At 63.9% G+C, this 25,338-nt stretch carries 31 protein-coding genes and 1 tRNA gene; 10 read left to right on the top strand and 22 right to left on the bottom strand.

All coding sequences use genetic code 11. The annotated features are described in order from the left end of the window. Positions 1-83 precede the first annotated feature (83 nt). Positions 84-725, top strand: a complete 642-nt coding sequence (locus tag ACN0S5_RS05850; protein WP_417206861.1) for a DUF4386 domain-containing protein — start codon at positions 84-86, stop codon at positions 723-725. A gap of 20 nt (positions 726-745) precedes the next feature. On the opposite strand, the gene ACN0S5_RS05845 is transcribed toward ACN0S5_RS05850, so the two are convergent. Both ACN0S5_RS05845 and ACN0S5_RS05840 read right to left on the bottom strand, forming a co-directional pair. Then, positions 746-1,111: a cupin gene (locus ACN0S5_RS05845; protein ID WP_417206859.1), complete on the bottom strand. Its 366-nt coding sequence runs from the start codon at positions 1,109-1,111 to the stop codon at positions 746-748. Between the two features lie 58 nt (positions 1,112-1,169). Next, a complete protein-coding gene (locus ACN0S5_RS05840; RefSeq protein WP_417206857.1) occupies positions 1,170-2,192 on the bottom strand; it encodes an RluA family pseudouridine synthase in 1,023 nt (340 codons plus the stop codon). Between ACN0S5_RS05840 and ACN0S5_RS05835 the strand changes: the two genes are divergently transcribed. After that, the gene (locus ACN0S5_RS05835) at positions 2,191-2,505 is read left to right on the top strand and encodes a DUF6476 family protein (protein ID WP_417206854.1); all 315 of its coding nucleotides are present in this window, start codon (positions 2,191-2,193) and stop codon (positions 2,503-2,505) included. The two genes, ACN0S5_RS05840 and ACN0S5_RS05835, sit on opposite strands and share 2 nt — an antisense overlap. A 100-nt stretch (positions 2,506-2,605) precedes the next feature. On the opposite strand, the gene hpaH is transcribed toward ACN0S5_RS05835, so the two are convergent. The 6 genes from hpaH to ACN0S5_RS05805 are packed head-to-tail and all read right to left on the bottom strand — an operon-like array spanning position 2,606 to position 8,616. After that, positions 2,606-3,403 (bottom strand): 2-oxo-hept-4-ene-1,7-dioate hydratase, encoded by a 798-nt coding sequence (gene hpaH / locus ACN0S5_RS05830; protein WP_417206852.1) that lies wholly within the window; start codon positions 3,401-3,403, stop codon positions 2,606-2,608. Further along, positions 3,400-4,263: a fumarylacetoacetate hydrolase family protein gene (locus ACN0S5_RS05825; protein WP_417207310.1), complete on the bottom strand. Its 864-nt coding sequence runs from the start codon at positions 4,261-4,263 to the stop codon at positions 3,400-3,402. The genes hpaH and ACN0S5_RS05825 overlap by 4 nt, the downstream gene beginning before the upstream one ends. After that, positions 4,263-5,666: a pyridoxal phosphate-dependent decarboxylase family protein gene (locus ACN0S5_RS05820; protein WP_417206850.1), complete on the bottom strand. Its 1,404-nt coding sequence runs from the start codon at positions 5,664-5,666 to the stop codon at positions 4,263-4,265. Before ACN0S5_RS05820 ends, ACN0S5_RS05825 begins: the two co-directional genes overlap by 1 nt. Positions 5,667-5,674: 8 nt before the next feature. Continuing rightward, a complete protein-coding gene (gene hpaD / locus ACN0S5_RS05815; protein ID WP_417206848.1) occupies positions 5,675-6,655 on the bottom strand; it encodes a 3,4-dihydroxyphenylacetate 2,3-dioxygenase in 981 nt (326 codons plus the stop codon). 50 nt (positions 6,656-6,705) lie between these two features. Further along, positions 6,706-8,217: a 5-carboxymethyl-2-hydroxymuconate semialdehyde dehydrogenase gene (gene hpaE / locus ACN0S5_RS05810; RefSeq protein WP_417206846.1), complete on the bottom strand. Its 1,512-nt coding sequence runs from the start codon at positions 8,215-8,217 to the stop codon at positions 6,706-6,708. Between the two features lie 9 nt (positions 8,218-8,226). Next, a complete protein-coding gene (locus ACN0S5_RS05805) occupies positions 8,227-8,616 on the bottom strand; it encodes a 5-carboxymethyl-2-hydroxymuconate Delta-isomerase (RefSeq protein WP_417206845.1) in 390 nt (129 codons plus the stop codon). 65 nt (positions 8,617-8,681) lie between these two features. Between ACN0S5_RS05805 and hpaR the strand changes: the two genes are divergently transcribed. Beyond that, complete coding sequence (gene hpaR / locus ACN0S5_RS05800; protein ID WP_417206842.1) at positions 8,682-9,170, top strand: homoprotocatechuate degradation operon regulator HpaR; 489 nt, start codon at positions 8,682-8,684, stop codon at positions 9,168-9,170. Between the two features lie 98 nt (positions 9,171-9,268). Here hpaR and ACN0S5_RS05795 read toward each other — a convergent pair. The 9 genes from ACN0S5_RS05795 to ACN0S5_RS05755 form a co-directional block, all read right to left on the bottom strand. After that, positions 9,269-9,345: transfer RNA gene (locus ACN0S5_RS05795), tRNA-His, on the bottom strand. Between the two features lie 126 nt (positions 9,346-9,471). Continuing rightward, positions 9,472-9,909: an acyl-CoA thioesterase gene (locus tag ACN0S5_RS05790; protein WP_417206840.1), complete on the bottom strand. Its 438-nt coding sequence runs from the start codon at positions 9,907-9,909 to the stop codon at positions 9,472-9,474. A gap of 1 nt (position 9,910) precedes the next feature. Further along, positions 9,911-11,104, bottom strand: a complete 1,194-nt coding sequence (boxA, locus tag ACN0S5_RS05785; protein ID WP_417206838.1) for a benzoyl-CoA 2,3-epoxidase subunit BoxA — start codon at positions 11,102-11,104, stop codon at positions 9,911-9,913. 329 nt (positions 11,105-11,433) lie between these two features. Continuing rightward, entirely contained in the window at positions 11,434-11,598 is a 165-nt protein-coding gene (locus ACN0S5_RS05780; RefSeq protein WP_417206835.1) for a hypothetical protein, read from the bottom strand. 75 nt (positions 11,599-11,673) lie between these two features. Next, on the bottom strand, positions 11,674-13,125 hold the full coding sequence (boxB, locus tag ACN0S5_RS05775) for a benzoyl-CoA 2,3-epoxidase subunit BoxB (RefSeq protein ID WP_417206833.1): 1,452 nt from the start codon (positions 13,123-13,125) through the stop codon (positions 11,674-11,676). Positions 13,126-13,236: 111 nt separating this feature from the next. Next, entirely contained in the window at positions 13,237-14,895 is a 1,659-nt protein-coding gene (boxC, locus tag ACN0S5_RS05770; RefSeq protein WP_417206832.1) for a 2,3-epoxybenzoyl-CoA dihydrolase, read from the bottom strand. Positions 14,896-15,040: 145 nt separating this feature from the next. Continuing rightward, on the bottom strand, positions 15,041-15,484 hold the full coding sequence (locus tag ACN0S5_RS05765; RefSeq protein WP_417206830.1) for a DUF309 domain-containing protein: 444 nt from the start codon (positions 15,482-15,484) through the stop codon (positions 15,041-15,043). Continuing rightward, positions 15,481-16,299, bottom strand: coding sequence for an alpha/beta fold hydrolase (locus ACN0S5_RS05760; RefSeq protein ID WP_417206829.1), 819 nt, complete (start codon positions 16,297-16,299; stop codon positions 15,481-15,483). The genes ACN0S5_RS05765 and ACN0S5_RS05760 overlap by 4 nt, the downstream gene beginning before the upstream one ends. Then, the gene (locus ACN0S5_RS05755) at positions 16,296-17,828 is read right to left on the bottom strand and encodes a benzoate-CoA ligase family protein (protein ID WP_417206827.1); all 1,533 of its coding nucleotides are present in this window, start codon (positions 17,826-17,828) and stop codon (positions 16,296-16,298) included. Before ACN0S5_RS05755 ends, ACN0S5_RS05760 begins: the two co-directional genes overlap by 4 nt. 399 nt (positions 17,829-18,227) lie before the next feature. Between ACN0S5_RS05755 and ACN0S5_RS05750 the strand changes: the two genes are divergently transcribed. Both ACN0S5_RS05750 and paaG read left to right on the top strand, forming a co-directional pair. Continuing rightward, positions 18,228-18,695, top strand: a complete 468-nt coding sequence (locus ACN0S5_RS05750; protein WP_417206826.1) for a MarR family winged helix-turn-helix transcriptional regulator — start codon at positions 18,228-18,230, stop codon at positions 18,693-18,695. A gap of 66 nt (positions 18,696-18,761) precedes the next feature. Next, positions 18,762-19,550, top strand: a complete 789-nt coding sequence (paaG, locus tag ACN0S5_RS05745) for a 2-(1,2-epoxy-1,2-dihydrophenyl)acetyl-CoA isomerase PaaG (RefSeq protein ID WP_417206825.1) — start codon at positions 18,762-18,764, stop codon at positions 19,548-19,550. 9 nt (positions 19,551-19,559) lie between these two features. Here the strand turns inward: paaG and ACN0S5_RS05740 are convergent, their stop codons facing one another. Continuing rightward, a complete protein-coding gene (locus tag ACN0S5_RS05740; RefSeq protein WP_417206824.1) occupies positions 19,560-20,039 on the bottom strand; it encodes a GNAT family N-acetyltransferase in 480 nt (159 codons plus the stop codon). Positions 20,040-20,132: 93 nt separating this feature from the next. Here ACN0S5_RS05740 and ACN0S5_RS05735 point away from each other — a divergent pair, with 93 nt between their 5' ends. Beyond that, positions 20,133-20,327: a DUF6324 family protein gene (locus ACN0S5_RS05735; RefSeq protein WP_417206823.1), complete on the top strand. Its 195-nt coding sequence runs from the start codon at positions 20,133-20,135 to the stop codon at positions 20,325-20,327. On the opposite strand, the gene ACN0S5_RS05730 is transcribed toward ACN0S5_RS05735, so the two are convergent. Both ACN0S5_RS05730 and ACN0S5_RS05725 read right to left on the bottom strand, forming a co-directional pair. Further along, on the bottom strand, positions 20,324-20,713 hold the full coding sequence (locus ACN0S5_RS05730) for a VOC family protein (RefSeq protein WP_417206821.1): 390 nt from the start codon (positions 20,711-20,713) through the stop codon (positions 20,324-20,326). The two genes, ACN0S5_RS05735 and ACN0S5_RS05730, sit on opposite strands and share 4 nt — an antisense overlap. Positions 20,714-20,797: 84 nt before the next feature. Next, on the bottom strand, positions 20,798-21,271 hold the full coding sequence (locus tag ACN0S5_RS05725) for an MmcB family DNA repair protein (RefSeq protein WP_417206819.1): 474 nt from the start codon (positions 21,269-21,271) through the stop codon (positions 20,798-20,800). A 117-nt stretch (positions 21,272-21,388) separates the two neighbouring features. Here ACN0S5_RS05725 and ACN0S5_RS05720 point away from each other — a divergent pair, with 117 nt between their 5' ends. The 4 genes from ACN0S5_RS05720 (at position 21,389) to ACN0S5_RS05705 (ending at position 24,392) form a co-directional block, all read left to right on the top strand. Beyond that, on the top strand, positions 21,389-22,696 hold the full coding sequence (locus tag ACN0S5_RS05720; RefSeq protein WP_417206817.1) for a hypothetical protein: 1,308 nt from the start codon (positions 21,389-21,391) through the stop codon (positions 22,694-22,696). A 100-nt stretch (positions 22,697-22,796) separates the two neighbouring features. Then, on the top strand, positions 22,797-23,534 hold the full coding sequence (locus ACN0S5_RS05715; RefSeq protein WP_417207308.1) for a hypothetical protein: 738 nt from the start codon (positions 22,797-22,799) through the stop codon (positions 23,532-23,534). A 115-nt stretch (positions 23,535-23,649) separates the two neighbouring features. Continuing rightward, positions 23,650-23,976, top strand: a complete 327-nt coding sequence (locus tag ACN0S5_RS05710) for an ArsR/SmtB family transcription factor (protein WP_417206815.1) — start codon at positions 23,650-23,652, stop codon at positions 23,974-23,976. Further along, positions 23,973-24,392, top strand: coding sequence for an SRPBCC family protein (locus ACN0S5_RS05705; RefSeq protein ID WP_417206814.1), 420 nt, complete (start codon positions 23,973-23,975; stop codon positions 24,390-24,392). The genes ACN0S5_RS05710 and ACN0S5_RS05705 overlap by 4 nt, the downstream gene beginning before the upstream one ends. Before the next feature lie 285 nt (positions 24,393-24,677). On the opposite strand, the gene ACN0S5_RS05700 is transcribed toward ACN0S5_RS05705, so the two are convergent. After that, a complete protein-coding gene (locus tag ACN0S5_RS05700; protein ID WP_417206812.1) occupies positions 24,678-25,013 on the bottom strand; it encodes a hypothetical protein in 336 nt (111 codons plus the stop codon). Positions 25,014-25,091: 78 nt separating this feature from the next. Continuing rightward, positions 25,092-25,277, bottom strand: coding sequence for a PLD nuclease N-terminal domain-containing protein (locus ACN0S5_RS05695; RefSeq protein ID WP_417206810.1), 186 nt, complete (start codon positions 25,275-25,277; stop codon positions 25,092-25,094). Between the last annotated feature and the right edge of the window lie 61 nt (positions 25,278-25,338).

Here is a 25,338-nt window from a genome sequence, read left to right as displayed (position 1 = left end):
TTGTACTGCATAATACGCCAATATTCAAGCATTATGGCATGATATAAGGGTGTCGTCAGCCCTCGCCGGAACGGAGCCTCCCCATGCCTGCCCTCGCCCAATCCCCCGCCCTCACCCGCAGCGCCGGGGCGCTGTACCTTGTGATCATCCTGTGCGGATTGACGGCCGAGCTTGCCCTGCGCGGCCCGCTGCTGCACGGCACCCCGCAAGAGATCGCCGCCGCGATGGCCGCACATCTGCCGCACCTGCGGCTCAGCCTGCTGGCGGATGTCATCATGCTGCTGGCCGACATCGCGCTGGCGCTTGTGTTCTTCAGCCTGCTGCGGGACCGCGCCCCTGCCTTGGCCCGCGCCGCACTTGTCTTTCGCCTTGGTCAGGCGGTGCTGATCGGGGCCAGCCTGATGGCGCTGGCCAGCGCCCCCGCCCTGCTGGATGACGCGCCGCGCATGGCCGTCCACATGACCGAGATGCACGCGCTTGGCTATGACATCGGCCTGATCCTGTTCGGCGTGAACAGCCTGCTCATGGCCCGGCTGCTGGCCCTTGGGGACACCCCCCGGATCATCGCCCTTGGCATCGCGGCGGCGGGTCTTGTCTACCTGACCGGCAGCCTGCTGCGCCTGACCGCCCCCAGCCTGTCAGCAACGTTTGAGCCCGCCTATTTGGTCTGTATCCTTGCCGAAAGCGCGCTGTGCCTCTGGTTGCTGATCACCGGGCGGATCTGACCGCCGCCCCGAAACATGCCTCAGTCGAACTGCACAACCACGCAGTCGAAATCTTCATCGCCGATCACGCAGGTATGGTGGCCCTTGCCCTGCGTATCCTCCATCCGCCAGACGTCGCCGGGGCCAAAGTCGCGCGCCTCGCCGTCGCTGGCGGTGACGCGAATACGCCCCGCCAGCGGGATCAGGGTCTGGCGTTTCGGCGTCGGGTGGATCGGCTCATTCCAACCGGCCTCCAGCCGCAGGAACAGCGTGGCCTTGGCGGCCTCTCCTTCTGACACCAGAATGCTGCGGGCGGGCGGCGCAAATTCCGTCTCGGTCAGCGCCACGTCCACATCACGCCAATGGCTGTCGCCCGCGTCGTCACAATACAACAGGTGATATTTCATCAATCGCGCCCCCGGAAAAGCCCGCAGGATGCCACCAACACGGCCTTTGTCCAAGGCCTCAGATCGCGCGCAGCGCCGCCAACAGATCCGCCATATCGTCGGGCAGCGGGCTGTTGAACATCAGCGGCTCACCCGTCACCGGATGGTCAAAGCCCAGTTCGGCGGCGTGCAAGGCCTGCCGGGCAAAGCCCCGCGCAGGCGCATAGGCCGCGCCCAGCGCCTTCTCCGACAGTTTGCGCCGCCCGCCGTAAACCGGATCTCCGATCAGCGCATGGCCCGCATGGGCCATATGAACCCGGATCTGGTGGGTGCGACCAGTTTCCAGCCGACATTCCACCAGACTGATGCAGGCCGGTTGCCCGAACCGTTCCAGCAGTTTGACATGGGTGATCGCGTGCCGCCCCTGCCCGTCGAAATAGACCGCCTGCCGCTGGCGTTCGGTCTTGTGCCGGGCCAGCCCGCTGGTGATGGTCACGCCGCCATCCGGTCCGGGTTTGACGCCGCGCGTGTTCACCAGACGCGGGTCGGCGATTTCCGGCACCCCATGCGCCAGCGCCAGATAGGCGCGCCGCGCGGTGTGTTTTTCGAACTGCGCCGCCAGACCGTGATGCGCCCGGTCCGATTTCGCCACCACCAGCAGCCCGCTGGTGTCCTTGTCGATGCGGTGGACAATGCCGGGGCGCTTTTCGCCGCCCACACCGGACAGCTTGCCGCCAAAGTGATGCAGCAACGCGTTGACCAAGGTGCCGTCCGGCGTACCGGGTGCGGGATGCACCACCATTCCGGCGGGTTTGTCGATGACGATCACATCGTCATCCTCCCAGACCACCACCAGCGGAATGTCCTGCGCCACAACGTCATAGTCCTCGGCAGGTGGCACGGCGATGTCCAGCACGTCGCCCTCGGCCACCTTGGCCTTGGGGTCGGTCAGCACCACACCGTCGCGGGTGACAGCGCCGCTTGCGATCAGCCGCGCCAGCCGGGTCCGCGACAGCGCCGCCTCCTCTGGCACATCGCGCGCAAGCGCCTTATCAAGGCGCGGCGGCGGGTTGTCCGCGATTTCGACCCGAAGGATGTCCATGGTCTCTCCCGAACCCGAAGACGACAATTTGCCCGAACCGGCTGGCCTGCGTTTTCTGCGCGTGCTGGTCACGGTTCTGACAGGTGTGATGATTGCCGGGATCGTCGGGATCCTCGGCCTGATCTGGCACCGCTATAGCAACGCCCGCGCGCCGCTGCCAGAGGTCATCACCCTGCCTGACGGCACCACGGCCACCGCCTATACCCAAGGCAGCGACTGGTACGCCGTTGTCACCGGAGACGACCGCATCCTGATCTTTGACCGCGGATCGGGCAAATTGCGGCAGGAAATGCAGATCGAGACGGCGGACTGACTGGGCTTGCGGCGCGGTGGCAAATCCTAAGCCTTCGTTAAAACGCCTCTGCAAGCCATTGAAGACGCGACGTCACCCTTCTGTCCACGCGTGGACAGGTCTATTCAAAGGCGATAGAAACGCTGCCAAAATCGCCAAAATCTGCCTCGATCATCGACCCCGCCGGACACTCCACCGGCCGGATGAAAGACCCCGACAGGACCACCTGCCCGGCCTCGATTTTCTGCCCATATCGGGCCAATCTCTCGGCCAGCCAGACGATCCCCATGACCGGATCATTCAGCACCCCCGCGCCCAGCCCGGTCTCTTCGACCTCACCGTCACGGGCCACAATCGCCCCGACCCAGCGCAGGTCCACCAGCCTTGGATTCATGTGACGAGTCCCCAAAACGATGCCCGCATTGGCCGCATTATCGGCGATCGTATCGCAGACATTTCGCGCCGTCCCCGTCGCCGGATCCTTGCGCACAATCCGCGTGTCCAAAATCTCCAACGCCGCGCAGACATGGTCCGTCGCGGCCACGACCTCCTCGCGCGTCACCGCCCCCTCCAGCGGCCCTTTCATCACAAAAGCGATCTCCGCCTCGACCCGAGGCTGAATGAACCGCCCCTTGGGCACCACGCCGCCACTCTCGAACACCATATCATCCAGCAAGACGCCGCTGTCAGGCGTGTCGATGCCCAGGGCGTCCTGCATCGCCCGCGAGGTCAGGCCGATCTTCCACCCCACCTGCCGCCGCCCCGCCGCCAGCCGGGCCGTCACGTAGGCCGCCTGAACCGCATAAGCCTCGGCCATGGTCATGCCCGGATGCGCCAAGGACAGCAGACCGATCTGCTCAGCCGCTGCCTCTGCCCGCACCAAGGCACGGGCCGCCGCGTGAACCTCATCCTCGGTCACGCCTCGTCCTCCACCCCGTTGCGCAGGATGCCGATACCCTCTGCCTCAACCTCGATCACATCGCCGGGCTGCAACCAGACCGGCGGGTCCAGCCGCGCACCCGCCCCCGTGGGCGTGCCGCAAACCAACACATCCCCCGGCACCAGCGTGCAAAAGGTCGAGACGTAGTTGATGATGTAGCGGAAGTCATAGATCATCCGCGAGGTCCGGTCTAGCTGCCGCACCTCTCCATTCACCCGGCATTCCAGCGCGATATCGTCCAATTGCGCCGCACTGGTGAACGGCACTAGCCAAGGGCCAATCGCGCCGGAGCGCTCCCAGTTCTTGCCCTGCGTGACGTTGAACTTGGCGTGCCGCACCCAGTCGCGGATCGTGCCCTCATTGCACAGGGTCAGCGCCGCGACGTGATCATAGGCGTGCTCAACCGGAATGCGCCGCCCGCCCTTGCCGATCACCAGCGCGATTTCCCCCTCATAGTCCAGTTGCGGGCTTTCGGGTGGACGGACAAGGTTTGCACCATGGCCGACAAAGGTGCGCGGAAAGCGGATGAACAGCGACGGCCGACCCGCCGCCGCCTGCCCGTCCTTGTATTCGGCGTTGCGGTCGGGAAAGTTCACCCCGACGCAGATGATCTTTTCCGGCGCGGGGATCGGCGGCTCCAGCGTCACCGCCCCGAGCGGCAGATCGGCTTGTCGCCCCGCCGCCTGCATGAATATCTCTTTCAACCCGTCCGCCGCGATCACCTCGCGCAGGGTCGGCCAGTGCGGATTTGCCGTGGACAGGTCGATCACGCCGTCGCCGGTGTGCAGCCCGTAGGCCAGCCGCCCTTCATGGCTGTAGGTCACAAAATGCGGTGTCATCATGCCCGGTCCCTCGCGATTTCCGTTATGACATCAAAGGCCATGGCCACATCCGCCTCTGTCGCGCCAAAGGCCCCGGCCTGAAAGCGGATCACCACCTGCCCGTCCACCTTGGTCTGCGTCAGATAGATCCGCCCGTCGGCGTTGATCGCCTCGACAAGGGCCAGATTATGCGCATCACCGCCTGTGTGCCGGAAGGTGAACAGCGACAGAACCGGCGCGGTCACGATCTCAAAATCCGGTTCCGCCGCCAGCCGCGTCGCCAGATCACGCGACCAGGCGACGTGGTTGCGGATCATCTGCCGCAGCCCCTCCAGCCCGTAGGAGCGGATCAGGAACCACAGTTTCAGCGCGCGAAAGCGACGGCCCAGCGGGATCGACCATTCGCTGTAATCGGTCACGTCCTCCGCGCCCAATGTCTTGAGGTATTCGGGCCGGATCGCAAGCGTCTGGCGCAGCGCATCCGGGTCGCGGATGAAATGCGCAGAGCAATCGAACTGCGCACCCATCCACTTGTGCGGATTGAACACCATGCTGTCGGACCGCTCGACGCCTTCCCACAACACCCGGTTTTCGGGACAGATCATGCCCGCCCCGGCCCATGCCGCGTCAATGTGCAGATAAAGGTTTTCGGCTTGTGCCACGTCAGCCAGATCGCCCAGCCGGTCGCAGGCACCCATGCCGGTGGCCCCGGTCACGCCGATGATCCCCGCTGGCAGATGGCCTGCCGCCCGGTCCGCCGCAATCGCCGCCCTGAGTGCCGCCATATCCATAGGCCGCAGAGGATCGCCCGCGACGGTGGGCAGCTTCACAAGGTTCTCCTGCCCCACACCGGACACCCAGGCCGCCCGGTCAATCGAGGTATGCACCTGATCGGAACAGTAGATCCGCACCGCCGGCCCCCCTGCCAGCCCCTTGACGTTGCCCGCCCAGCCCAGCGCCCGTTCCCGCATCACCAGAACCGCCGCCAGCGTGGCCGAGGAAGCCGAGTCCTGAATCACACCCTGAAAGCCGTCCGGCAGACCCACCGCCTGCCGCAGCCAGTCCAGCATGACGCCTTCCATCTCTGTCGCGGCGGGAGAGGTCTGCCACAACATGCACTGCGGGGCGAGCATTGTGACCAGCATCTCTGCCAGCATCGACGGCGGCGCGGCATTGGCCGGGAAATAGGCGAAGAACCGGGGGTGCTGCCAATGGGTCAGGCCCGGCATCACGATGCGTTCGAAATCCTCAAGGATCGCTTTCATACCCTCACCGCCCTCGGGTGGGGAGGCAGGCAGTTGCGCCGCGATCTCACCGGGCGACACGCGGGGCCGCACCGGACGGTCGCGCAGGGTCTTGTGATACTCGGCACCGTAATCGCTCAGTTGGCGGCCCCAGCGGGCGAATTCATCCCAGTCCATGTGTCCTCCTAGGGTGCAACGATGGGCGTCGCCTTCAACGCCGCCTCGACAGGGGTCACGCCCTCGAACAGCGAGCCTTCTTCAAACCACGACTGCGGCGCGGGCGCCCCCCAGAGCGTCTGGCGCTGCGGGTCCTTGAGGTCCCATTTGATCGGCTCCAGATCCGGATCGACGGTCTGGTAATCGCTGCAATAAATCTCGATCCGGTGGCCGTCCGGGTCGCGGATGTACAGGAAGAACGCGTTGGAAATCCCGTGCCGCCCCGGCCCCCGTTCGATATTCGCGAGGTAGCCGGTGGTCGACATCAGGTCCAGCAGGTCGATGATGTTCAAAGGCGTCGGCACCCAGAAGGCGGTGTGATGCAGGCGCGGGCCGGTGCCGTTGGTAAAGGCCACGTCATGCACGCCGCCCTTGCGGTGCATCCACGCCGCCCAGAGTTTCTTGCTGGTGTCATCCTCGGTGTACTCGGTCACCCGGAACCCCAGCCGCCCGTAAAATGCCACCGCCTTGTCCACGTCCGGCGCGAAACAGTTGAAATGGTCGATCCGCAGCGGTTTGACCCCGTGATACAGCCGGTATTCCTGATGGATCGGCGGCAGGCGGTCCATCTTGTGATAGAACTCCATCGGTGCGCCGAAACAGTCCTGCGTGCGCAGGGTGCGTCCCTGATGCGACCGCTCGACCCACTCCACCGGATGGCCCTCGGCCGTGAACCAGTCATGCGCCTTGTCCAGATCCTCTTCGGCGTAGACCTTGTAGGTCAGGTAGCGCACGGTCGCTGTGTCGGCCCGGCGCAGCACCATGCAGTGATGGCCGCGCTCTTCGAGCGCGCGCAGGCAGATCACCTCATTGCTTTCCTCCGTCACCTGAAGACCCAGCGTGTCGACATAAAAGGCGCGGCTGGCGGCAAGGTCCGTCACCCCGAATTCAACATGGCTGAGACGCACGATGTTGAATGGCGGATATAGATTTGGGTCAGGAATTGGCATCACGCACCTCCTCAGTGCAGATCAAGGATCAGGTTGGCCCGGACCGGCGGTCAGCCCCCCAGCCGGGGGATCTTATGCGCGGTTGTGGCAAGGCAGACGTTCACCGTCTCCATGTAGAAATCGAACGACCAGTCGCCGCCGTCGCGGCCTATCCCGCTGGCTTTGACCCCACCGAAGGGCGCTGGCAGATGGCGCAGGTTTTCCGAGTTGACCCACATCATGCCCGCCTCCAGCCGTTCGGTCATGCGCAGCGCGCGGGTCAGGTCATTGGTCCACAGATAGGCCGTCAGGCCGTAGTCGGTGTCATTGGCGATGCGCATCGCCTCTGTCTCATCGGCAAAGGGGATGGCGGTCAGGACCGGACCAAAGATTTCTTCGCGGGCGATGGCCATATCGTTGGTGGCCTTGGTGAACAACGTGGGGGCCACGTAACAGCCCGCATCTCCGACCTTGACGCCGCCGGTGGCGATCTCTGCCCCCTCTGCGCGCGCGGTGTCGAAATAGCCCAGCACCTTTTTCTCATGCACCGGATGGATCAACGGCCCGACCACGGTGTCGGGGTCCAGCGGATGCCCCACCTTGATACGCGCGGCCCGTTCAGCCACACGGGCGCAAAAGTCATCGTAAATCGTGTCCTGCACCAGCAGCCGCGAAGAAGAGGTGCAGCGTTCGCCGTTCAGCGAGTAGATCATGAAGACCGCCGCATCGACCGCCCTCTCCAGATCCGCATCGTCGAACACGATCACCGGGTTCTTGCCACCCAGTTCGAAATGCACACGTTTCAGCGTCTCTGACCCTTGCCGCATGATCATCGAGCCTGTGCGGCTTTCGCCGACAAAGGCGATCGCCTTGATGCCGGGATGTTCGGTCAGCGCCTTGCCTGCGTCCTCTCCCATGCCGTTGACCACGTTCAGCACCCCCGGCGGCAAACCCGCCTCTTCGGCGATCTCGACCAGCAGTTTTGCCGTCATCGGCGAAAACTCGGCCGGTTTCTGCACCACGGTGCAGCCCGCCGCCAGCGCCGGGGCGATCTTCCACGTCGACAGCATGAAGGGCGTGTTCCACGGCGTGATCACCCCCACCGGCCCGATGGGGCGGCGCGAGGTGATGTTGATCTGGCCCGGCGCGTGTAGGGTCTGGCCGTCGCGGGCCTCGGGTGCCTTGTCGGCGAAAAACCGGAAATTCTCGGCCCCGCGAATGGCCGCCTTGGACATGAAACGGATCGCCTGCCCGGTGTCCATGCTTTCGACCAGCGCGATTTCCTCGGCTCGGGCGACGATGCCGTCGGCGACCTTGTGCAGGATCGCGCGGCGGTCCTTGCCGGGCAGGTCACGCCACGCGGCAAACGCCTCTGTGGCGGCGCGGACCGCCGCGTCCACGTCCTCTACCCCGCCTTTGGCCACCGCCGCCAGAACGCCACCGTCCACCGGAGAGGTCGTGTCGAACGTCGCCCCCGAGGCCGCCAGGCGTTGCGTGCCGCCGATGTGGTTCAGAACGCCCTCACGCCGGAAACGCGCCAGCGCGGTCTCGGCCTTGGCGAGGTTTTCAGTCAGGTCACTCATGGCGTCCTCTCAACTCTGCGCCCGCAGGCGGTCATGGATTGGGTTGGCTTTCCAGCTCAGCTCCGGGTCGATCTCACGCAGTTCCATCGACAGCATGAAATGCGGATGGGCCAGCAGCGGGGCCAGCGCGGTCTTGGCCGCCGCGAACACCGCATCTCCGGCCCCGGACAACATCGCCTTGGGCCGCCCGGCACCGACCGACAGTTCCAAGGCCACAAAGTGGTTGTCCGGATGCCGGTCGGCCACGCAGACCTGCGCGCAGCGATGCGCCTTGACCCGGATGCCCGCCAAAGGAAACACTCCGGTCGCGGCCATTGCCGCGTGCAGTGCATCACACATGGCCTGTATAGACGTTATCGCCTCCAGCCCCGGAGAATACTCCACCCTCAGATGCGGCATCCAGCAGCCCTCCCTTTGACACTTAACATGTTAAATATTAGACTGCCTGTCAACAGGAGAAATCCATGGCCCCGACCAAACACCGCCCCGACGCCTTTCCGCTGTCCGAAACGCAGCGCACCCTGCCGATCGCCCTGTTGCGCGCCCGTGAGGCGGTGATGGAACGGTTCCGCCCGATGCTGCGCGAGATCGACGTGACCGAACAGCAATGGCGCGTCTTGCGGGTGGTGCAGGAAGCTGGCGAGATCGACGCCACGCAACTGGCCCGCGCCGCCTGCGTGCTGGCCCCCTCATTGACGCGCATCCTCAAGACTCTTGAGGCACGGGGCCTGATCGCCCTGCACAGGGATGCGGCAGACCGCCGCCGCACGCTGGTGAACATCAGTGCTGTGGGCAAGGCGCTGCTACATGAAGCGGGCCAGACAAGCGCCGGGATCTACAAGGAAATCGAAGAGCGGCTAGGCGCGGATCGGATCGCCGATCTGCTGGACGCGCTGGAAAACGTCACCCAGGATCTGGACCTGTCAAACGCGGATGCGCCGGACGACGGATGACCGACCTAGACCAGAGAGGTCGCCCCGCGACATGTTCCAGAGTGGCCGCCCTGCGACACCCCCTGTGACGTGGCCCGGACCGAAGAAATTGGGGGGAGTGGTACCACCTCCTGGTCTCGAACCAGGGACCTCTTGATCCACAATCAAGCGCTCTAACCAACTGAGCTAAGGCGGCACAGGGCGCTGAACACCAAGGTCCGACGCCGAACGTAGGGCTATTTAGCAAAGCCAAAATCCAAGCGCAAGCCCCACGGCACACCCTGTCGGGCGGAATTCCGGCATGTCAGACCGGTACCGGAAATCAGCCCGCGCCGGGCAACAGCCGCTCTATCGCAGCGCGCATGTCGTCGGGCGGGGTGCGCTTGGAAAAGGCCGCCGCGTCAATGAACACACTGACCGTGCGCGAGGAAAAACACAGCGTCCCGTCCTGCGTGCCATCCACCCGAAAGGTGATCGAGGTTTCGCCCAGTCGCACCGGCCAGACATGACAGATCAGCGGATGCCGGGGCGTGATGGGCGCGCGAAAATCCATCTCCAACCGGACAAAGGGCGTGCCCACATTGCGATCCAGTTCCATCTGGAACCAGCCATCGCCGCCCAGATTCTCGACCCACCAGCCATTGATCGCATCCAGCGCAAACCATGGGATTCGCGCCGTGTAGACGATTCTCGCCGGATCGCAGTCGCCCCATGTGACGCGAATCTCATGGCGGTATGCTGTGTCGGGACGTGGCTCCATGCTAGTAGGTCTCCACGTGATAGCGGCCCTCTTCGCGCAGCACGTCGCGCAGGTTGCGCCACTGGTGGCCGATGCTTTCGGCGATGTTGGTAAAGGCCCGCTCTACGCCTTCCTCCATCTCTTTCAGCCCGCAGATGTAGATATGGGTCGCCGGGTCCTGCAACATGTTTGCGACGATGTCCTCTTCGATGCGCATCCGGTCCTGAACGTATTCCTTGTCCTGTCCCGGCATCCGGCTGAACACCAGATGCTTTTGCAGCACGGTGGACGGCACCTTGTTCAACGGACCGAAATACGGGAGCGATTCCGGGGTGCGGGCCCCGAAAAACATGACCATACCGCCGGATTTCTTGCCGACCGTCCGTTGCCGCGCCATCGTAAAGGCCCTCATCGGCGCAGAGCCGGTGCCGGTGCAGATCATCAGCAGGCGCGCGTCCGGGTCGTTGGGCATCAGGAAGGTCGCGCCAAACGGCCCGGTGACCTGAACGGTATCGCCCTTCTTCAGGTCACAGACGTAGTTCGAACACAGGCCGCCCTCTTCGCGCTTCACCGTCAGAGAGACGTTGTGATACCCCGCCCGCTCACCGTCGCGCGGGCTGGACACCGAATATAGCCGCGGCAGATGCGGCTTGCCCTCGGCGTCGGTTCCGGGCGCGATGATGCCCAGCGACTGACCTTCGAGCGCGGGGAACGGTTTGCCCTGAAAGTCGAGGATGACGTGGCGCACGTCCGAATCCGACCCCTCGGCGGTCAGGCGATAGTTGCCCTGCACCACCGCTTCGACCGGGCTGCCGAGATTGTAGAGGTTTACCGTCGGTTTCGCCGCCGAGGCAGGGGCCGTGGCCTTGCCGCCTGCCCCTTTGTGCGCCTCTGCCAACAGGACCGCCACGGGATCCTCACCACCCTCAACACCCGCATCCGCCGCGTCGGCCGTGCTGACCTCTCCCTGCTCGGGGAGTTCGGTCCAGCCGAATTGTTCCTCCAGCGAATAAGGCGTGTCGACCACGCGCCATTCATCGATTGACCCGGTCGGGCAGACCGGAATGCAATCCATGCAGAAATTGCAGGCCTCTGCATTCACCACGACGTTGTTGTCATCATGCTCGATGGCGCCCACGGGGCAGGTCATCTCGCAGGTGTAGCAGCGGATACAGATTTCCGGGTCGATCAGGTGCTGTTTCAGCGGCTTGTTCATCTCGTCATTCCTCCCAGAACGGAGCGGTCGACCAATCTTAGGCGAGACACCGTTCCTGTTCCTGCTTGATCTGCGCACGATCTAGGCCGATTTCGCAATAAAACACAGCATCTTCTGACGGTGTTTCTATCCGATTGCCTCGCGCGGGGGTGGCCAGGGTGGCGGACCAGCGCCACCCGAACGTCATCCCGTCGCGGTCAGGGCCGGGCCGTCCCCTGAATTGCAAAGCGAAAACCGTCCCACTTTGGCTGCGCGAAGAGACCCGAGCGTCCCGGTTGGCACGCCGCGCACGAATCTGCGCCGCTCCGGGACCAGGGCAGGGTCCGGCATCAGCGGCCCCGGTTCAGCACGGCCTCCGGGATGGCGATTGCCTCGATCAAGGCCTGACACAGGCCCCGGCAATCCTCGCACCCAATGCAGCAGCCGGTCTCACCCAGTTCCCTGGCGACCTCGGTTACTCGCGGTGCATGACCCACGTTGCGTTTGGTGATCATAGCCTTTCCTCCTCCTGCTGGCCGCTGACCGTGGCAGAGACGAATTTTCGACGAAAATTCGTCTCTCTCTCCACGTCACGCCATGTGCAGTTTGACGTACTCAAAATCGCCCGGCTTGTTGTCGATGCCCACTTTCGGCGGCGCGATCCAGCTGGCGAACTTGCCCGGCTCGTAGCAGGGCTTCATCAGCGACTGGATAAAATCGCCGTCGCCATGGGTCGGCAGCCAGTTCGGCAACCCCTTGTCGAACGCCTCGCCCGCGACGTGATTGCCGTCGGGGTCAAAGTTGTGACCCGCGAACACGCCGATCTTGCGGTTGAAGGACTGGTGCGGCAGCTTCAGCTCGAACTCGATCCCGGTCTTTTCGATGATCTTGTTCCAGCGACCCACCCCGCCCGCGGCATCGCGGACATAGTCGTCGCGCAGGCGCATGTTGATCGCAGTCAGCGCCGGGACGTCCTTTTCGACAATCGCGCCACCTTCCAGATCCAGCACTTTGTAGGTGTCGTTCTTGAGCTGGTGGTCGTCGTCGATCCGGCTTTCCATGTAGCGGCCCTTGATGCCCGCATTGAAGGCATTCGCCGCATTGGTCGAGATTTCCTGACCGAACAGATCCAGCGACAGGGTGTAGTGCAGGTTCAGCTTTTTCTGGATGGTGGGCAGGTCGATCACACCCAGATCGCGGATCTTGTTGATGTCATGGGGGTCGGTGATGCCCGCCTTGTTCATTGCCTCGCAGGTCGCCTGAATGGTGCGCCCCACGCCGGTTTCGCCGACGAACATGTGGTGCGCCTCTTCGGTCAGCATGAACCGGCAGGTGCGCGACAGCGGGTCAAAACCCGATTGCGCCAGCGACTCAAGCTGCATCTTGCCGTCGCGGTCGGTGAAATAGGTGAACATGAAGAACGACAGCCAGTCCGGCGTTTCCTCATTGAATGCGCCCAGCATGCGCGGCGCCTCTTCGGACCCGGACGAGCGGATCAGCAGGTCATCCGCCTCTTCGCGACCGTCCTTGCCGAAATACTTTTGCAGCAGGTAGACCATCGCCCAAAGGTGGCGGCCCTCTTCGACGTTGACCTGAAACAGGTTGCGCATGTCGTACAGCGACGGCGCGGTCAGACCCAGAAAGCGCTGCTGCTCGACCGAGCCCGGCTCTGTGTCGCCCTGAATGACGATCAGACGCTTCATCATGTTGCGGTATTCGCCCGGCACTTCTTGCCATGCCGGTTCGCCCATATGTTCACCACAGGGGATCACACGGCCCTCGACCTGCGGGGCCAACAGCACGCCCCAGCGGTATTCCGGCATCTTCACGTAATCGAACTTGGCCCAGCCCTTGGGGTCAACGCTGACGGCGGTGCGCAGGTAGACCATCGATTCCTGAAAGTTCTGCGGGATCAGCTTGTTCCACCAGTCGATATAACCGGGGTGCCATTTTTCCAGCGCCTTCAGCACCTTCTTGTCCGAGCTCAGACCCACGTTGTTGGGGATCTGGGTGTCATAACTTACGTTGATCAGATCGAGCATGTCTCTCTCCCATTTGGTGCGGCGGAGCATTTTCCGCCCTACAGCGTTCAACGGGACCGACACCTGCCGGGGCCCGTAGGGCGGGGTTTACCCCGCCGTTGCGCGCGTCGGTCAGACACGCTCCATGTTGTAATCGCCCCGGATGCCGGTGCCGTAGCGTTGCAGCGCGCCATCGGCCCCCACGGCGTTGGGGCGGATAAAGATCCAGTTCTGCCAGGCTGTCAGACGGCCAAAGATGCGGGTTTCCATGGTCTCGGGTCCGGCAAAGCGCAGGTTCGCCTCCATCCCGGTCATCGCATCCGGGCTGAACGACGCGCGTTCCTCCATGAAGATGCGGACCTCATCCTCCCAGTCGATGTCGTCGAGGATCATGGTGACAAGCCCCTGTTCGTCGGCCTCTTCGGCCTCCAGCGCCTCGCCAATCTTGGATTTCAGCGCCTCGACATGCTCCGGCTCCGCAAGGAAACGGGTTTCCAGACGGGTGATGCCGTTGCCCATCGGATAGGGGCCAAAGTTGTCGTCGGTCAGGGTGATCGTCGCCGTGGGGCGATTGTCGCCCTCGAACTCGTCTTCCATCATATAGCTGCGGTCGACCGCAAAGAGGATTTCCGCCAGCACACCGACAAAGCACGAGCCATGTTCGATAAAGGCCGCCAGCGAGCGCGAGGTCACGTCGATCCGTTTCAGCGTGCGCTTCCAGAACTGGCGCACCTCGTTGGCCAGCCAGTGATCGGCATTCGCCGCCAGCAGCGCCTCATGCGCGGCCAGTTTTTCCGGATCGCCCTGCGTGCGGAAGATCCACAAACCCAGCGCCATCTCGTTCAGGCGCAGGTGCAGGATCGCGTCCTCAAGCTCGCGGCAGAGGCGCAGCATATAGGCCTGATCGCCCTGCGCCACAAAGGCGTCCATGTCGGCGGGCGCATCCTCTTCCGGGCCTTTCAGGGTGATCACGGCCTTGCGCCCTGCCCGGTCAAGCTCGACCTCGACCAGAGAATAGCTGACTGCGTCCTCGGTGATGTTGCGCGACAACGGCCCTAGTGCGATGCCCTCAGCCACGTCAGCCTTCTTCGACGCGGTGGCAAATTCGCGGGCACGTTCGGCCACGGTGTCGTCGAACTTGGAGTTCGGGATCACCTCATCGACCAGCCGCCATTCCTTGGCGCGCTTGCCTTTGACGCCCTCCTCGATCGAGCAGAAGATATCGGCCCGATCGCGGCGCACCTTGCGCTTGTCGGTGACGCGGGTCAGCCCGCCGGTGCCCGGCAGCACCGCCAGCAGCGGCACCTCGGGCAGACCCACCGAAGAGGTGCTGTCGTCGGTCAGCATGATATGGTTGCAGGCCAGCGCCAGTTCATACCCGCCCCCGGCGCAGGCGCCCTTGACGGCGGCAATGTATTTCTGACCGCTCTCCGCCTCGGCGGCCTCATAGGCATTGCGCGTTTCGTTGGTGAACTTGCAAAAGTTCACCTTGTGGCTGTGCGCCGCGCCGCCCAGCATACGGATGTTCGCGCCGGCGCAGAACACGCCGGGCTTGCCGGACTTCATGACAATGGTCTTGACCTCGGGATGTTCGAATCGCATCCGCTGCACCACGTCGTTCAGCTCGATATCGACGCCCAGATCGTATGAATTCAGCTTGAGCTTGTAGCCATCGAACAGGCCACCGTCCTCGTCCACATCCATGAACAGAGTGGCCACCGGACCGTCGTATTCGACACGCCAATGGCGGTAGCGGGACGGGTCTGTCTGAAAGTCGATCATCTTGGTCATCGGGTCCTCCCTGGTCGCGAAGTTGCAGGCAACGTACATCAATGGTGAAAGTAAGTAAACTTATGTATGCACAATAAAGCACATTATTTCACGAATATTCTCAATTACTTACAAGAATCGCCGCCCATTTGCGAATTTTTATGCATTATAATTCACATCTCACGCTGACTTCTAAAGAATCGATCATAGCGTGTACCTCGTCCGCGCCAACTGTCATGATCTGCGCGTCGCGGGTCTCGGGCAACAGCGCCCTTGCGATCCTGCACAGGCGCTGCGCGGCCTTCGGTCGGCCCATGCGCAGTTTGAGCAAGCCATTGGCGGTCTGGATCAGGGCCTGAACAAAGCGCCGCTCGACGCTGCCATCCGGCAGCGCCATCCAGACCGGCTCCAACACTTCATGCGCTTCCCAATAGAAACCACGTTCAATATAGAACAGCCCGTGGCGAAACGCGGCGCTGTACGCCAGGTCATCAGCCGCCATCCCCGGATGCACCGTTGCACGGACAGGGTCGAACAGCCCCTCGGGGTGCCGCGCGGTGCGCCCCGGCACATAGGCCTGTGCCGGGAGGAACCAGTCGCCCGCGCTCACGCGAGTTCGGGTGCGGCGGCCTCGATCCGCTCCAGCCGGGCGCAGAACCCGGCGATCTCTGCCACCACCCGTTCTGGCTGGTCCAGATGCGGGGAATGGCGACAGGCGTCGAGGATCGCCATTTCGACCGGCGCATAGCTGCGGTTTTCCACCTCTTCGACCTGCGCCAGCGTGCCGTACTGATCCTCGCGCCCCTGCACCGCCAGAACCGGAATGCGCAGGTAGTCGATGACATCCGCCACGTTCCATGCCTTGAAATCGGGATGCAGCCAGCTGTCGTTCCAGCCGCGAAAGGTGTTGTCCGGGTCGCGGTGGTAACGCGCCATCTTTGTCCGCAGGTCGCCGGTGTCATAGGCCGTCTTCGCCTTGGCGATCTCGGCCAGCCCCCCCTCTTCGGTGAAGAAATGCGGCGCCATCAGGACCAGCGCCCGCACCCTCTGATCGGATACGCTGCCCGCATAGATCGCGGCGATGGTCGCGCCATCGCTGTGGCCCACAAGAAGCCCGCGCTGAAATCCGATGGCGTCCAGCACCTGCGGCAGCACATCCACCGCCTCGCGGGTCATATAGTCCAGCGGGCGCGGCAGGTCCGCCAGATCCGACTGACCGTACCCCGCCCGCGAATAGGCAAAGACGCCAAAGCCCGTCGCCTGCGCCAAAGCCTGCGGGAAATCGCGCCACAGCGCCACGGACCCCAACCCCTCATGCAACAGGACCAAGGTCGGCGCCTTGTCCGGGGCTGGCCCGAAACAGGCGTACTCCAACGCCTTGCCAGCCGCCGTCAGCCGCCCGTTTTCCGTCCACTCTACTGTCATGCCTGCGCCCTCAGTTTGAACCGTTGAATCTTGCCCGTCGCGGTTTTGGGCAGATCGTCCACGACCTCAACCCAGCGCGGATATTTCCACATCCCGATCTTCTCTTTCACGAACTCCTTGAGCCCCTCGACCGCCGCCGCCTCCTGCCCCTCTTTCAGCACGACAAAGGCCTTGGGCTTGTCCAGCCCCTTGTCGTCGGCGCAGGCGACCACCGCCGCCTCCAGCACGGCGGGATGTTCGATCAGCGCCTGTTCGACCTCAAAGGGACTGACCCAGATGCCGGATACCTTGAACATGTCGTCGGTGCGCCCGCAGTAGATATAGCGCCCCTCGGCGGTGCACTCATACTTGTCGCCGGTCCGGGTCCAGTGGCCCTCGAACGTAGAGCGCGACTTGTGCCGCTTGTTCCAATAGCCATCCGCCGCCGAAGGTCCGCGCACCAGCAATTCGCCGACCTCGCCCTGGCCCACATCCTCATCGCGTTCGTCCACCAACCGCACCTCGTAGCCGGGCACCGCCGTGCCGGAAGTGCCATAGACGATCTCTCCGGGACGGTTCGACAGAAAGATATGCAGCATCTCGGTCGAGCCGACGCCGTCGACGATCTCGGTGCCGGTCAGCCGGTGCCAGCGTTCCCCCACCTCGCGCGGCAGCGCCTCACCCGCAGAGGTACACAACCGCACGGCCATCCCCTGCGGCAGGCCGGACTTCTCCAGCGCGGCGTTCATCGCGGCGTAAAAGGTCGGCACCCCGCAGAACAGCGTCGGGCGATGCGTCCCGAGGATATCAAAGACCACCTCCGGCGTCGGCCGCCCCGACAGCAGCACCGTCGTTGCCCCCACCGACAGCGGAAACGACATGGCGTTGCCAAGGCCGTAGGCGAAAAAGATCTTGGCCACCGAATAGACAATGTCGTCCTCACGGATGCCCAGTACCTGCGCGCCAAAGGTGTCCGAGGTCGCCTTCAGACTGGAATGCACATGCCGCACGCCTTTGGGTTGGCCGGTCGAGCCGGAGGAATACAGCCAAAAGGCCATCTCATCCTCATGCGCCTCGACCGCTGGCACAACCGGCGCGCCGGCGACAAACTGGTGATAGCTTTCGGTGCCTTCGGGGGCGTCGCCGATCACCAGCACCGCGCGCAGGAACGGGTTGTCCGCGATCGCCGGCTGTACCGTCTCCCAAAGCTTTTCCGACACCACGAGGATCGAGGCCCGGCTGTCGGTCAGGATCGCGTCGTAGACCTGCGCGGACAGCAGCGTGTTCAGCGGCACCGGGATCGCCCCGGCCTTGAGCGCGCCCCAGAAGATCACCGGAAACTCGATCTGGTCCTGCACGATCATGGCGACCCGCTCTTCGCGGCGCACGCCGTGACGGTCGAGCGCCCCGGCAAATCGCCCGCTTTCCTCCGCCAGTTGCCCAAAGGTCAGGCTGCGCTTGCGCCCGTCCGCCTCCTGAAAGGCCACCTTGTCGGCGCGCCCCTCGTCCAGATGGCGGTCGACAAAATACAGTGCTGCGTTTTCATTCATGACGTGGCCTCCTCCCTGCCTGTCACCCGCGCCGCGTGGCGGCGTTTCCATTCGGTCCGGTCCCCGCACCAGACTAACGTTGCGCGGGCCTCTCCCGCCATGGCGTTTGCAGTCTCGGCGGGTTGGCACCGGACACCGGCTTCCTCCAAACCACCGGCCCCTCGATCCGTGCCCCGGCCCATGCCCGGCAGCGGAATCGCCTCTTTGATAAGCGTACACCTTATATTCAAAAGGTGCAATTTTTTGCAACAAGTAACATGAAATCCACCAAGAATCGCACTATAATGCACATAACGGCCCGCTCGCCGCCACCGGATGAAAACGAAGTGTGATGACAATATGCGTACTTGCGGCTTTTGCCCGGTCGCCTACCCTGTGGAGATGCACGCGATCTATAACATGCCCGGCCATCTGATACGCCGACTGCAACAACTGTCTTCGTCGATCTTCGCCGAACAGATGCGGGCCGTCGGCTCTGACCTGACCTCGCCGCAATTTGCGGCGCTGACGATGTTGCAGGAACACCCCGGCATCGATCAGGCGACGCTGGCCGGTCTGATCGCCCATGACCGCGCCACCATCGGCGGCGTGATCGAACGGCTGTGCGCCAAGGGGCTGATCGAACGGCGCACCAACCTCACTGACCGCCGGGCCAAGGTGCTGGCGCTGACGCCCGAGGGTGAAAAGCGCATTGCGTATATCCGGCCCATCGTCGAGACGATGCAGAAGAACCTGCTGGTCGGCCTGACCGAAACGGAAAAAGCAGAGTTTATCCGCCTCGCCGCCAAGGTTGCCGCCGCCGGCAACGACCGGACGCGCGCGCCGCTGCGGCTGCCCAAGGACAAGCCCGAAAGCCCGGCGCACTGAGTGTCAGTTGATCATCGCATCCGGGCGTGCCATCCCTTGCCCTGACCGCGTATCGGAGGGGATCACATGTCGGACACGATTCTTGTCACCGACCACGGCACATGGGCCGAGGTCACGCTGAACCGGCCCGACAGGCTGAACAGCTTTACCCCCGAAATGCATCTGGCATTGCGCGCCGCGCTGAACCGCGCGGCAGAAGACGGCAAGCGCGCCGTGCTGCTGACCGGCGCGGGACGCGGATTTTGCGCCGGGCAGGATCTGGGCGACCGCGATCCGCGCAAGATGGATGGCCCGCCCGATCTGGGGGAAACGGTGCGTAGCTACTGGGCGCCGCTGGTGCGCCAGATCCGCGCTCTGCAAATGCCGGTGATCTGCGCCGTCAACGGCGTGGCCGCCGGGGCCGGGTCCAGCGTGGCGCTGGCCTGCGACATGGTTTTGGCCGCGCACAGCGCCAAGTTCATCCAGTCCTTTGCCAAGGTCGGGTTGATCCCCGACACCGGCGGCAGCTGGCACCTGACCCACCTGCTGGGGCGCGCCCGCGCCATGGGTCTGGCGCTGACGGCCCAGCCGCTGCCCGCACAGCAGGCCGAGGACTGGGGCCTGATCTGGAAGGCGCTGCCGGATGAGACATTGATGGATGAGGCGCGCAAACTGGCCGCACAATTTGCCGATGGCCCGACCTTTGGCTTTTCCAGCACCAAGCAGGCGATTGATGCGGCGGCCACCAATACGCTGGATGCCCATCTGGATCTGGAGGCCGAGTTGATGAAGGCCTGCGGTGAGCATCCCGACTACGCCGAAGGTGTCGCGGCCTTCCTCGACAAACGCGCGCCCAAGTTCACCGGAGAGCGGTGATCCGCAGGGTCAAAGATCAATCTCCCAGCCCTGCTCGACCACATCCATGCCGAAACTGCGTTTCGGTTCGGACCGGACCAGACGCCAGCCGGTCTTTTCATACAGCGCGCAGGCGGCGCGGTGGCTTTCATGGGTCCACAGCGCCATGCGACGATACCCGCTGGCGCGCGCGAATCCCATGCACTCTGCCAGCAGGCGTTTGCCCAGTCCCTTGCCGCGCGCCGCAGGCGTCAGCAGGAACAGCCGCAATTTCGCCGTTTGCGCATCTTCACGCACACAGAAAATGCTGCCCAACCGCTGCGCCCCTTCCCAGGCTATAAAGGCGCGCTCGCAGGACGGGTCATGGTGCGCGTCAAATCCTTCAAGGATCTCGCGCACCAGCGCCGGGAATGTCTCGTCAAAGCCTTCGTCGCGCGTGTAAAGGCGACGGTGTTCCGCCACCAGCCAGTCTATGTCGCCGGGGCCAAGGGGTTTCAATTCGATATCCATACCCGGACCAAACCGCCGCGCGACTTGCAAATCAAGCCCCGCGCCGCTACGTGACGTCGATCCTCTAAACCTATCGGACAAGGCACTGGTGACATGAGCATCCACGACGAACGCGACATCGAAGCCAACCTTCAGATCGGACCCACCGACAAGGGCATGGTCCGCCTGTTCATCTTCGCTGACGGGCTGGAAATTCCGATGGATTTCGAGCCCGAAGAAGCCGAGGAAATCGCCGAAGAACTGCGCGCCGCCGCCGCAACCGCGCGCAAGGGCAAGCCAAAGCGTTAAGCCCGCGACGGCGCGGGGACGTGCTGATCGACAAAGATCGTGTTCCCGTCCGGATCGACCAGCGTCATGCAGGCCGGCCCGGAACTGTCCTCCTCCACGGCCTTTTCCGGCTCGATCCCCTCAGCGCGAAGCCGTGCCTGCATCTCGCGGATATCGGTGAAATCGTCCAGCGGCTCGCCGCCGCCGCTCCAGCCGGGGTTGAAGGTCAGCATGTTGCCGCTGAACATGCCCTGAAACAGGCCAATCACGCTGTCGCCATTGCGCAGGATCAGCCATCCCTCTTCGGCGACACCGGCGACCTGCTGAAACCCCAGCGCCTCGTAAAAGGTCCGTGAGGCGGTCAGATCCTTGACCGACAAACTGACCGAGAATGCTCCAAGCTTCATGGCAGATCCTTTCCGTGCGATAGATGACGGTCCCACCGTCCACCGGAAATGCCGGGTCAGGCAAGCCCTGCAATCGGCACAGGGCTATCCCCAGCCGTTCAGCCCCGCGCCGGGATCGCGCAATCCCTGCAACCGCCGCGCCGCGTGTACCGCGAACTTGCGGGTCAGTTTTGTGCGCCGCGCCGGGGCCAGCTTGTCCTCTGACCCCATCCTCAGGATCTCGGCATCGTAGCCATCCGCAAGGATCAGCCCGGTCCCCTCGGGCAACAGATCGGTCGGGAAATCCTGATCCACCGCCCAGAAATAACGGTCGCACCACGGCAGATAGCCCTGCCATTTGCCGTCGCTCATGAAATCCGCCCGAGAGGATTTGCATTCGACCACCCACAGCTCCCCCTTGGGGCCCAGCGCCATGATATCGACCCGCAAACCGCGATCGGGCACAAATTCCTCAACCACGGCAAAGCCATGCCCCGCCAGATGGCGGGACACGCCGCGCGCCAGCAACTGGCCAGGCATCAGGGGCGGCGTCAGGTCGGGGGCGACAGGCAAATCCATGCTCAAATTATTGAACAATACGTGAACAAACGCAAGCCCGCCGCCAGCCGCCTTTCCTCTGGCGGCGAATTGCCTACTGTCGCCAAAGCATCGTTTTCATGACACCCAAGGTTGCCCATGTCCCAAGACGCCCCCGAAAACCGACTGTCCCGCGAAGAGGCGCGCGGTGTGCGTGCCGCGCGCGAACTGGAAGGGCACCTGACATGGCTCGACACCTTTTCGGGCACAGCGCTGGGTGTGCTTTCTGTCGCGTCGGGCATTTACACCTATCTAGGCGTGTCGTCCTTGCTGGATGAAAACGGCGCGATGTCGGTCTTTGCCGCCATCGCCTATTCCACCGCCGTCTCTGTCGGGATCTTCGTGTTCTGGTCTTACATGCTGCGCCTGTTTCCCGCCGTGCGCACCGCGCGCGCCCGCGCTGGCCTGCTGGCCACCATGGGGCTGGGCAGTCTGGCCATCGTCGCCATGTCATCCTGGCTGAACGCCGCAGCCCTTGCCGGATCGGCGGCGGTCGAACAGCATCTGGCCGAAACGGTGCAGGACTATCAGGCGGCACTGGAACGCGCGCATGAGATCGCCCTGACCGGGCAGGCGCTGGAGCGGGACGTGGCGCGCACCCGGCAAAGCTTTGAGGATCTGTCCGAACTGGAGGCGCAGGGCGCGCTCTCCGGTCTGGCCGGGCGCGGCGCGGTGTTTCGGGTGCTGCGCCAGAAATCCGCCGAACTCACCGCGCTGGAGGCGCAGATCGCCGCCCAGACGCCACTGGTCGACACCGCCTTTACCGAGGGCAATACCATCCTGTCACGGATGCGCGCGCTGACGGTGGAGCCCGGCAACGTCGAGGCTCGATCAGTCGAGTTCTCAGAGGCCGCCGTGCGCCTCCAAGGGCTTATCACCCAGTTGCGGCAATTGTCGGTGGCCCCGCTGGTCGAACGCGCGGCGCAGGATCTGGCCGCCTCCGTGGTGCTGCCCGAACTCGACAGTTCCACCGCGCAGGGCCGCGCCGACCAGTCCGCCACCATCACCTCTGTGCTGGAAGTGCTGGCGCAACGGGCCGCCACCCTCGAAAGGGCGGCGCTGAACGTGCAATCGCTGCAAGCGCCCACAGATGTCACCTATGCGCCGCTGTCCGCCGCCGACGCGGTCATCCTTTATGCGGGCAATTTCATACCGTCTTGGGCCGGGGCCATCGCCATTGACCTGTTGCCCATGGTGCTGGTCTTTATCCTTGCCATCACCCATGGCGCGATCCGGCAGGGCCGCGAAGGCGCGGGTGTGGAGGACACGCTGACGCTGGCCGAACTGCGCGCCGCCGTCACCGCCCTGCGCGAGGTCGAGGCAGTCGCAGGCCCGCCGCCCGCGCGTCCTGAATCGCCGTCCGCGCCGAGCGACGATGTCACCCCGCTCAAAGGCAAATCCGCATGACGACGAGGGCGCGACCGAGACCAAGGCGCAACACGGCGGCTATGAGGTCCCGGCGCAAGGCCGGGACAGGTGGCCCTATGTCCGCACCGGAGCCGCAACGATGAACCGCAGCGTCGCACGCACCCTGTCCGCCGTGCTGATCTTTCAGGTCGGCATCGGCGTCCTGCTTGTCCTTGGGGACATGCGGCAAGGCACCCTGTCCCTGCCGACCTTCAAACCCGATGCACCCCGCCTGTCCGAACCAGTCCGCCCCGGCGACCAGCGCCGCATCTTCAAACCCGGTCGTGACCGTCCCGCCGTGACGCCCGAACGCGACCCCGGCGAGCTGCCCGAACGTCTGACCCTGACCCTGAACGAGGGCATCTGGCGGCTGGAAGGTGATATTGCCGAGGGCGATGCCGAACGCCTGATCCCGCAGATCGACCGCGCCGACCCGCCGATCACCGCGCTGGTGCTGCAATCCTCCGGGGGCTCGGTCCGCGACGCCCTTGACCTTGGCCGCCACCTGCGCGCCTCGGGCATCGCGACAGAGGTCCTGTCGGGCGAATTCTGTTATTCCGCCTGCCCGTATCTCTTTGCCGCCGGACAGACCCGCAGCGCCGCGGCGGCCGCCTCAATCGGCGTGCACCAGCACTATTTCGGAGAGAGCACCCTGCTGCCGGCCTTTGTCGCGGTCGAGGACATCCAGCGCGGTCAGGCAGAGGTCATGGGCTTTCTCGACGACATGGGAATCGACCCGCTGGTGATGCGCCATGCGCTTGGCACGCCACCCGATGAAATCTACATCCTGCTGCCCGAGGAACTGAGGCGCTACGGGTTCGTCACCGACGGGTCCTAGCGGCAACCGGCATTGGGCCTTTTTCCCAAACTGCTTCGCACTTGACAGGATACCGTTTAGCATCCTAAAAAAGGACACCAAACAGCATCCTTTTCCCCAGCACCCCGGATCCGCCATGCCGCCAAACCTGCAACCCGCTTTCCGCGCCCTCGCGGACCCGACCCGCCGGGACATCCTGCGCCGCCTCTCGGCGCGCGAGATGACCCTTGCCGAAGTGACCCGCCATTGCGCGATGACCCGCGCCGCCGTGAAAAAGCATCTTGTCGTGCTTGAGGAAGGCAACCTGATCCACATGCGCCGCCAGGGGCGCGAGACGATCTCGACCCTCAACGCCGCCGCGCTCAAACCGGTCACGGACTGGCTGAGCTACTTCGATGCCTTCTGGGACGACAAGCTCATGGCCCTTTCAACCACGCTTCAAGACGACAAGGACAACACATGACCCTCACCATCCGCAAATCCGTCTTCCTGCCCGCAGATCAGGCCACCGTCTGGGACCACCTGACGCGCGCCGACCTGCTGGGCAAATGGTTTCACCCGGCCACCTCTGACCTTGTCGAAGGCGAGGCCTATACGCTGCTGTCACAAAAGGACGGCGACCGCATGTGCTGGGGCACGGTAGAGAAACTGTCGCCAAAGGATCACATGCGCTGGTCCTTCACCGTCGGCCCTCTGAACGGAACGATGACAACCGTCGAATGGCACCTGACCGCCGCCCCCGGCGGCACCCACCTGACGCTGGAACATTCGGGCCTGCCCGAAGACGCCGGGGACTATGGGCTTGTGCTTGCGATGGACAAGGGATGGCATGGCTTTGTCGGCAATCTGCACGAAATCGAAGCGATGGCCTTGTCATGACGCCTGCCGCGCCTTACCTCAGGCGCTGGCGGGTTCTGCCCTTCTCGTAAACGGGTACATTCCGGTGGCCTTAAGCAAATCCGAGGGAGCTGGCTCTGGCGGGATCGTGGTCTCGTTACCTGGCGCCCACCTGTATATACAGGTCCTCGGGAATGCACTACCCACACGGTTGGCGTGGTTCCCGCCGCACGCCTCATGGACATACAAAACCGGACTCTGGCCAGAGGGCGGACCGCTGGGCCGCAGGCCTGTCGGGGGCATCCGAATGCCTGCCTTGTCAGAGGATCAGCGACCGCGCAAAACCCGCAGCGACCGCGCCTTGGGCGTCTTGGCGGCAACCTGCACCCGCGCAGGCACGTGCGGATTGGCACGCTGACGCTTGCCATCCGAGGTGTCGTCCTCATCGGCCATGCGCATGATCGAGATGGCGAACTGCACCCCGGCAAATACCACGCCATTGAAAAAGACCAGCATGATCACGGCCACCACCGCGACATCGCTGCCGGAAATCAGGTGCCACAGGTTCGCCACGTTGAACCACAGCAGCGCGCCGACAAACAGCGCCGAGAGGCCGAAACCGGACAGGACCTGAATGATGTAAAGACGGATAAGCTTGGGCATGGGCGACTCCTTCGCATTCCATTAACAGAATGCAATTTGGGACGGAATGGCAATCCGGCAACCGGTCGCAGCCCGATTTCAGCGCCGCGCGCGAGGGCCGAAGATCAGCCAGATCAGAAAACCGACCAGCGGGAACAGCAGAACCAACAGGCACCACAGCACCTTGCGACCGGTAGAGGCACGCGAATTCACGATGGAAATGATCGCCCAGACGGCAAGCGCCAGCAGGAGAAAGCCGCCAATTCCCGTCACTTCAACGCTCATCCCGTCCTCGTCCGTCTTGGGTCAGGTCAAAGATGGCGAGCGCCCGTCACCTGTGCAAGAT

The organism is Antarctobacter sp., assembly GCF_048262615.1.
In the GTDB taxonomy this organism is placed as follows: domain Bacteria; phylum Pseudomonadota; class Alphaproteobacteria; order Rhodobacterales; family Rhodobacteraceae; genus Antarctobacter.
The sequence above is the reverse complement of the archived record's forward strand: the minus strand, read 5'-3'. Positions and strand labels throughout refer to the sequence as shown.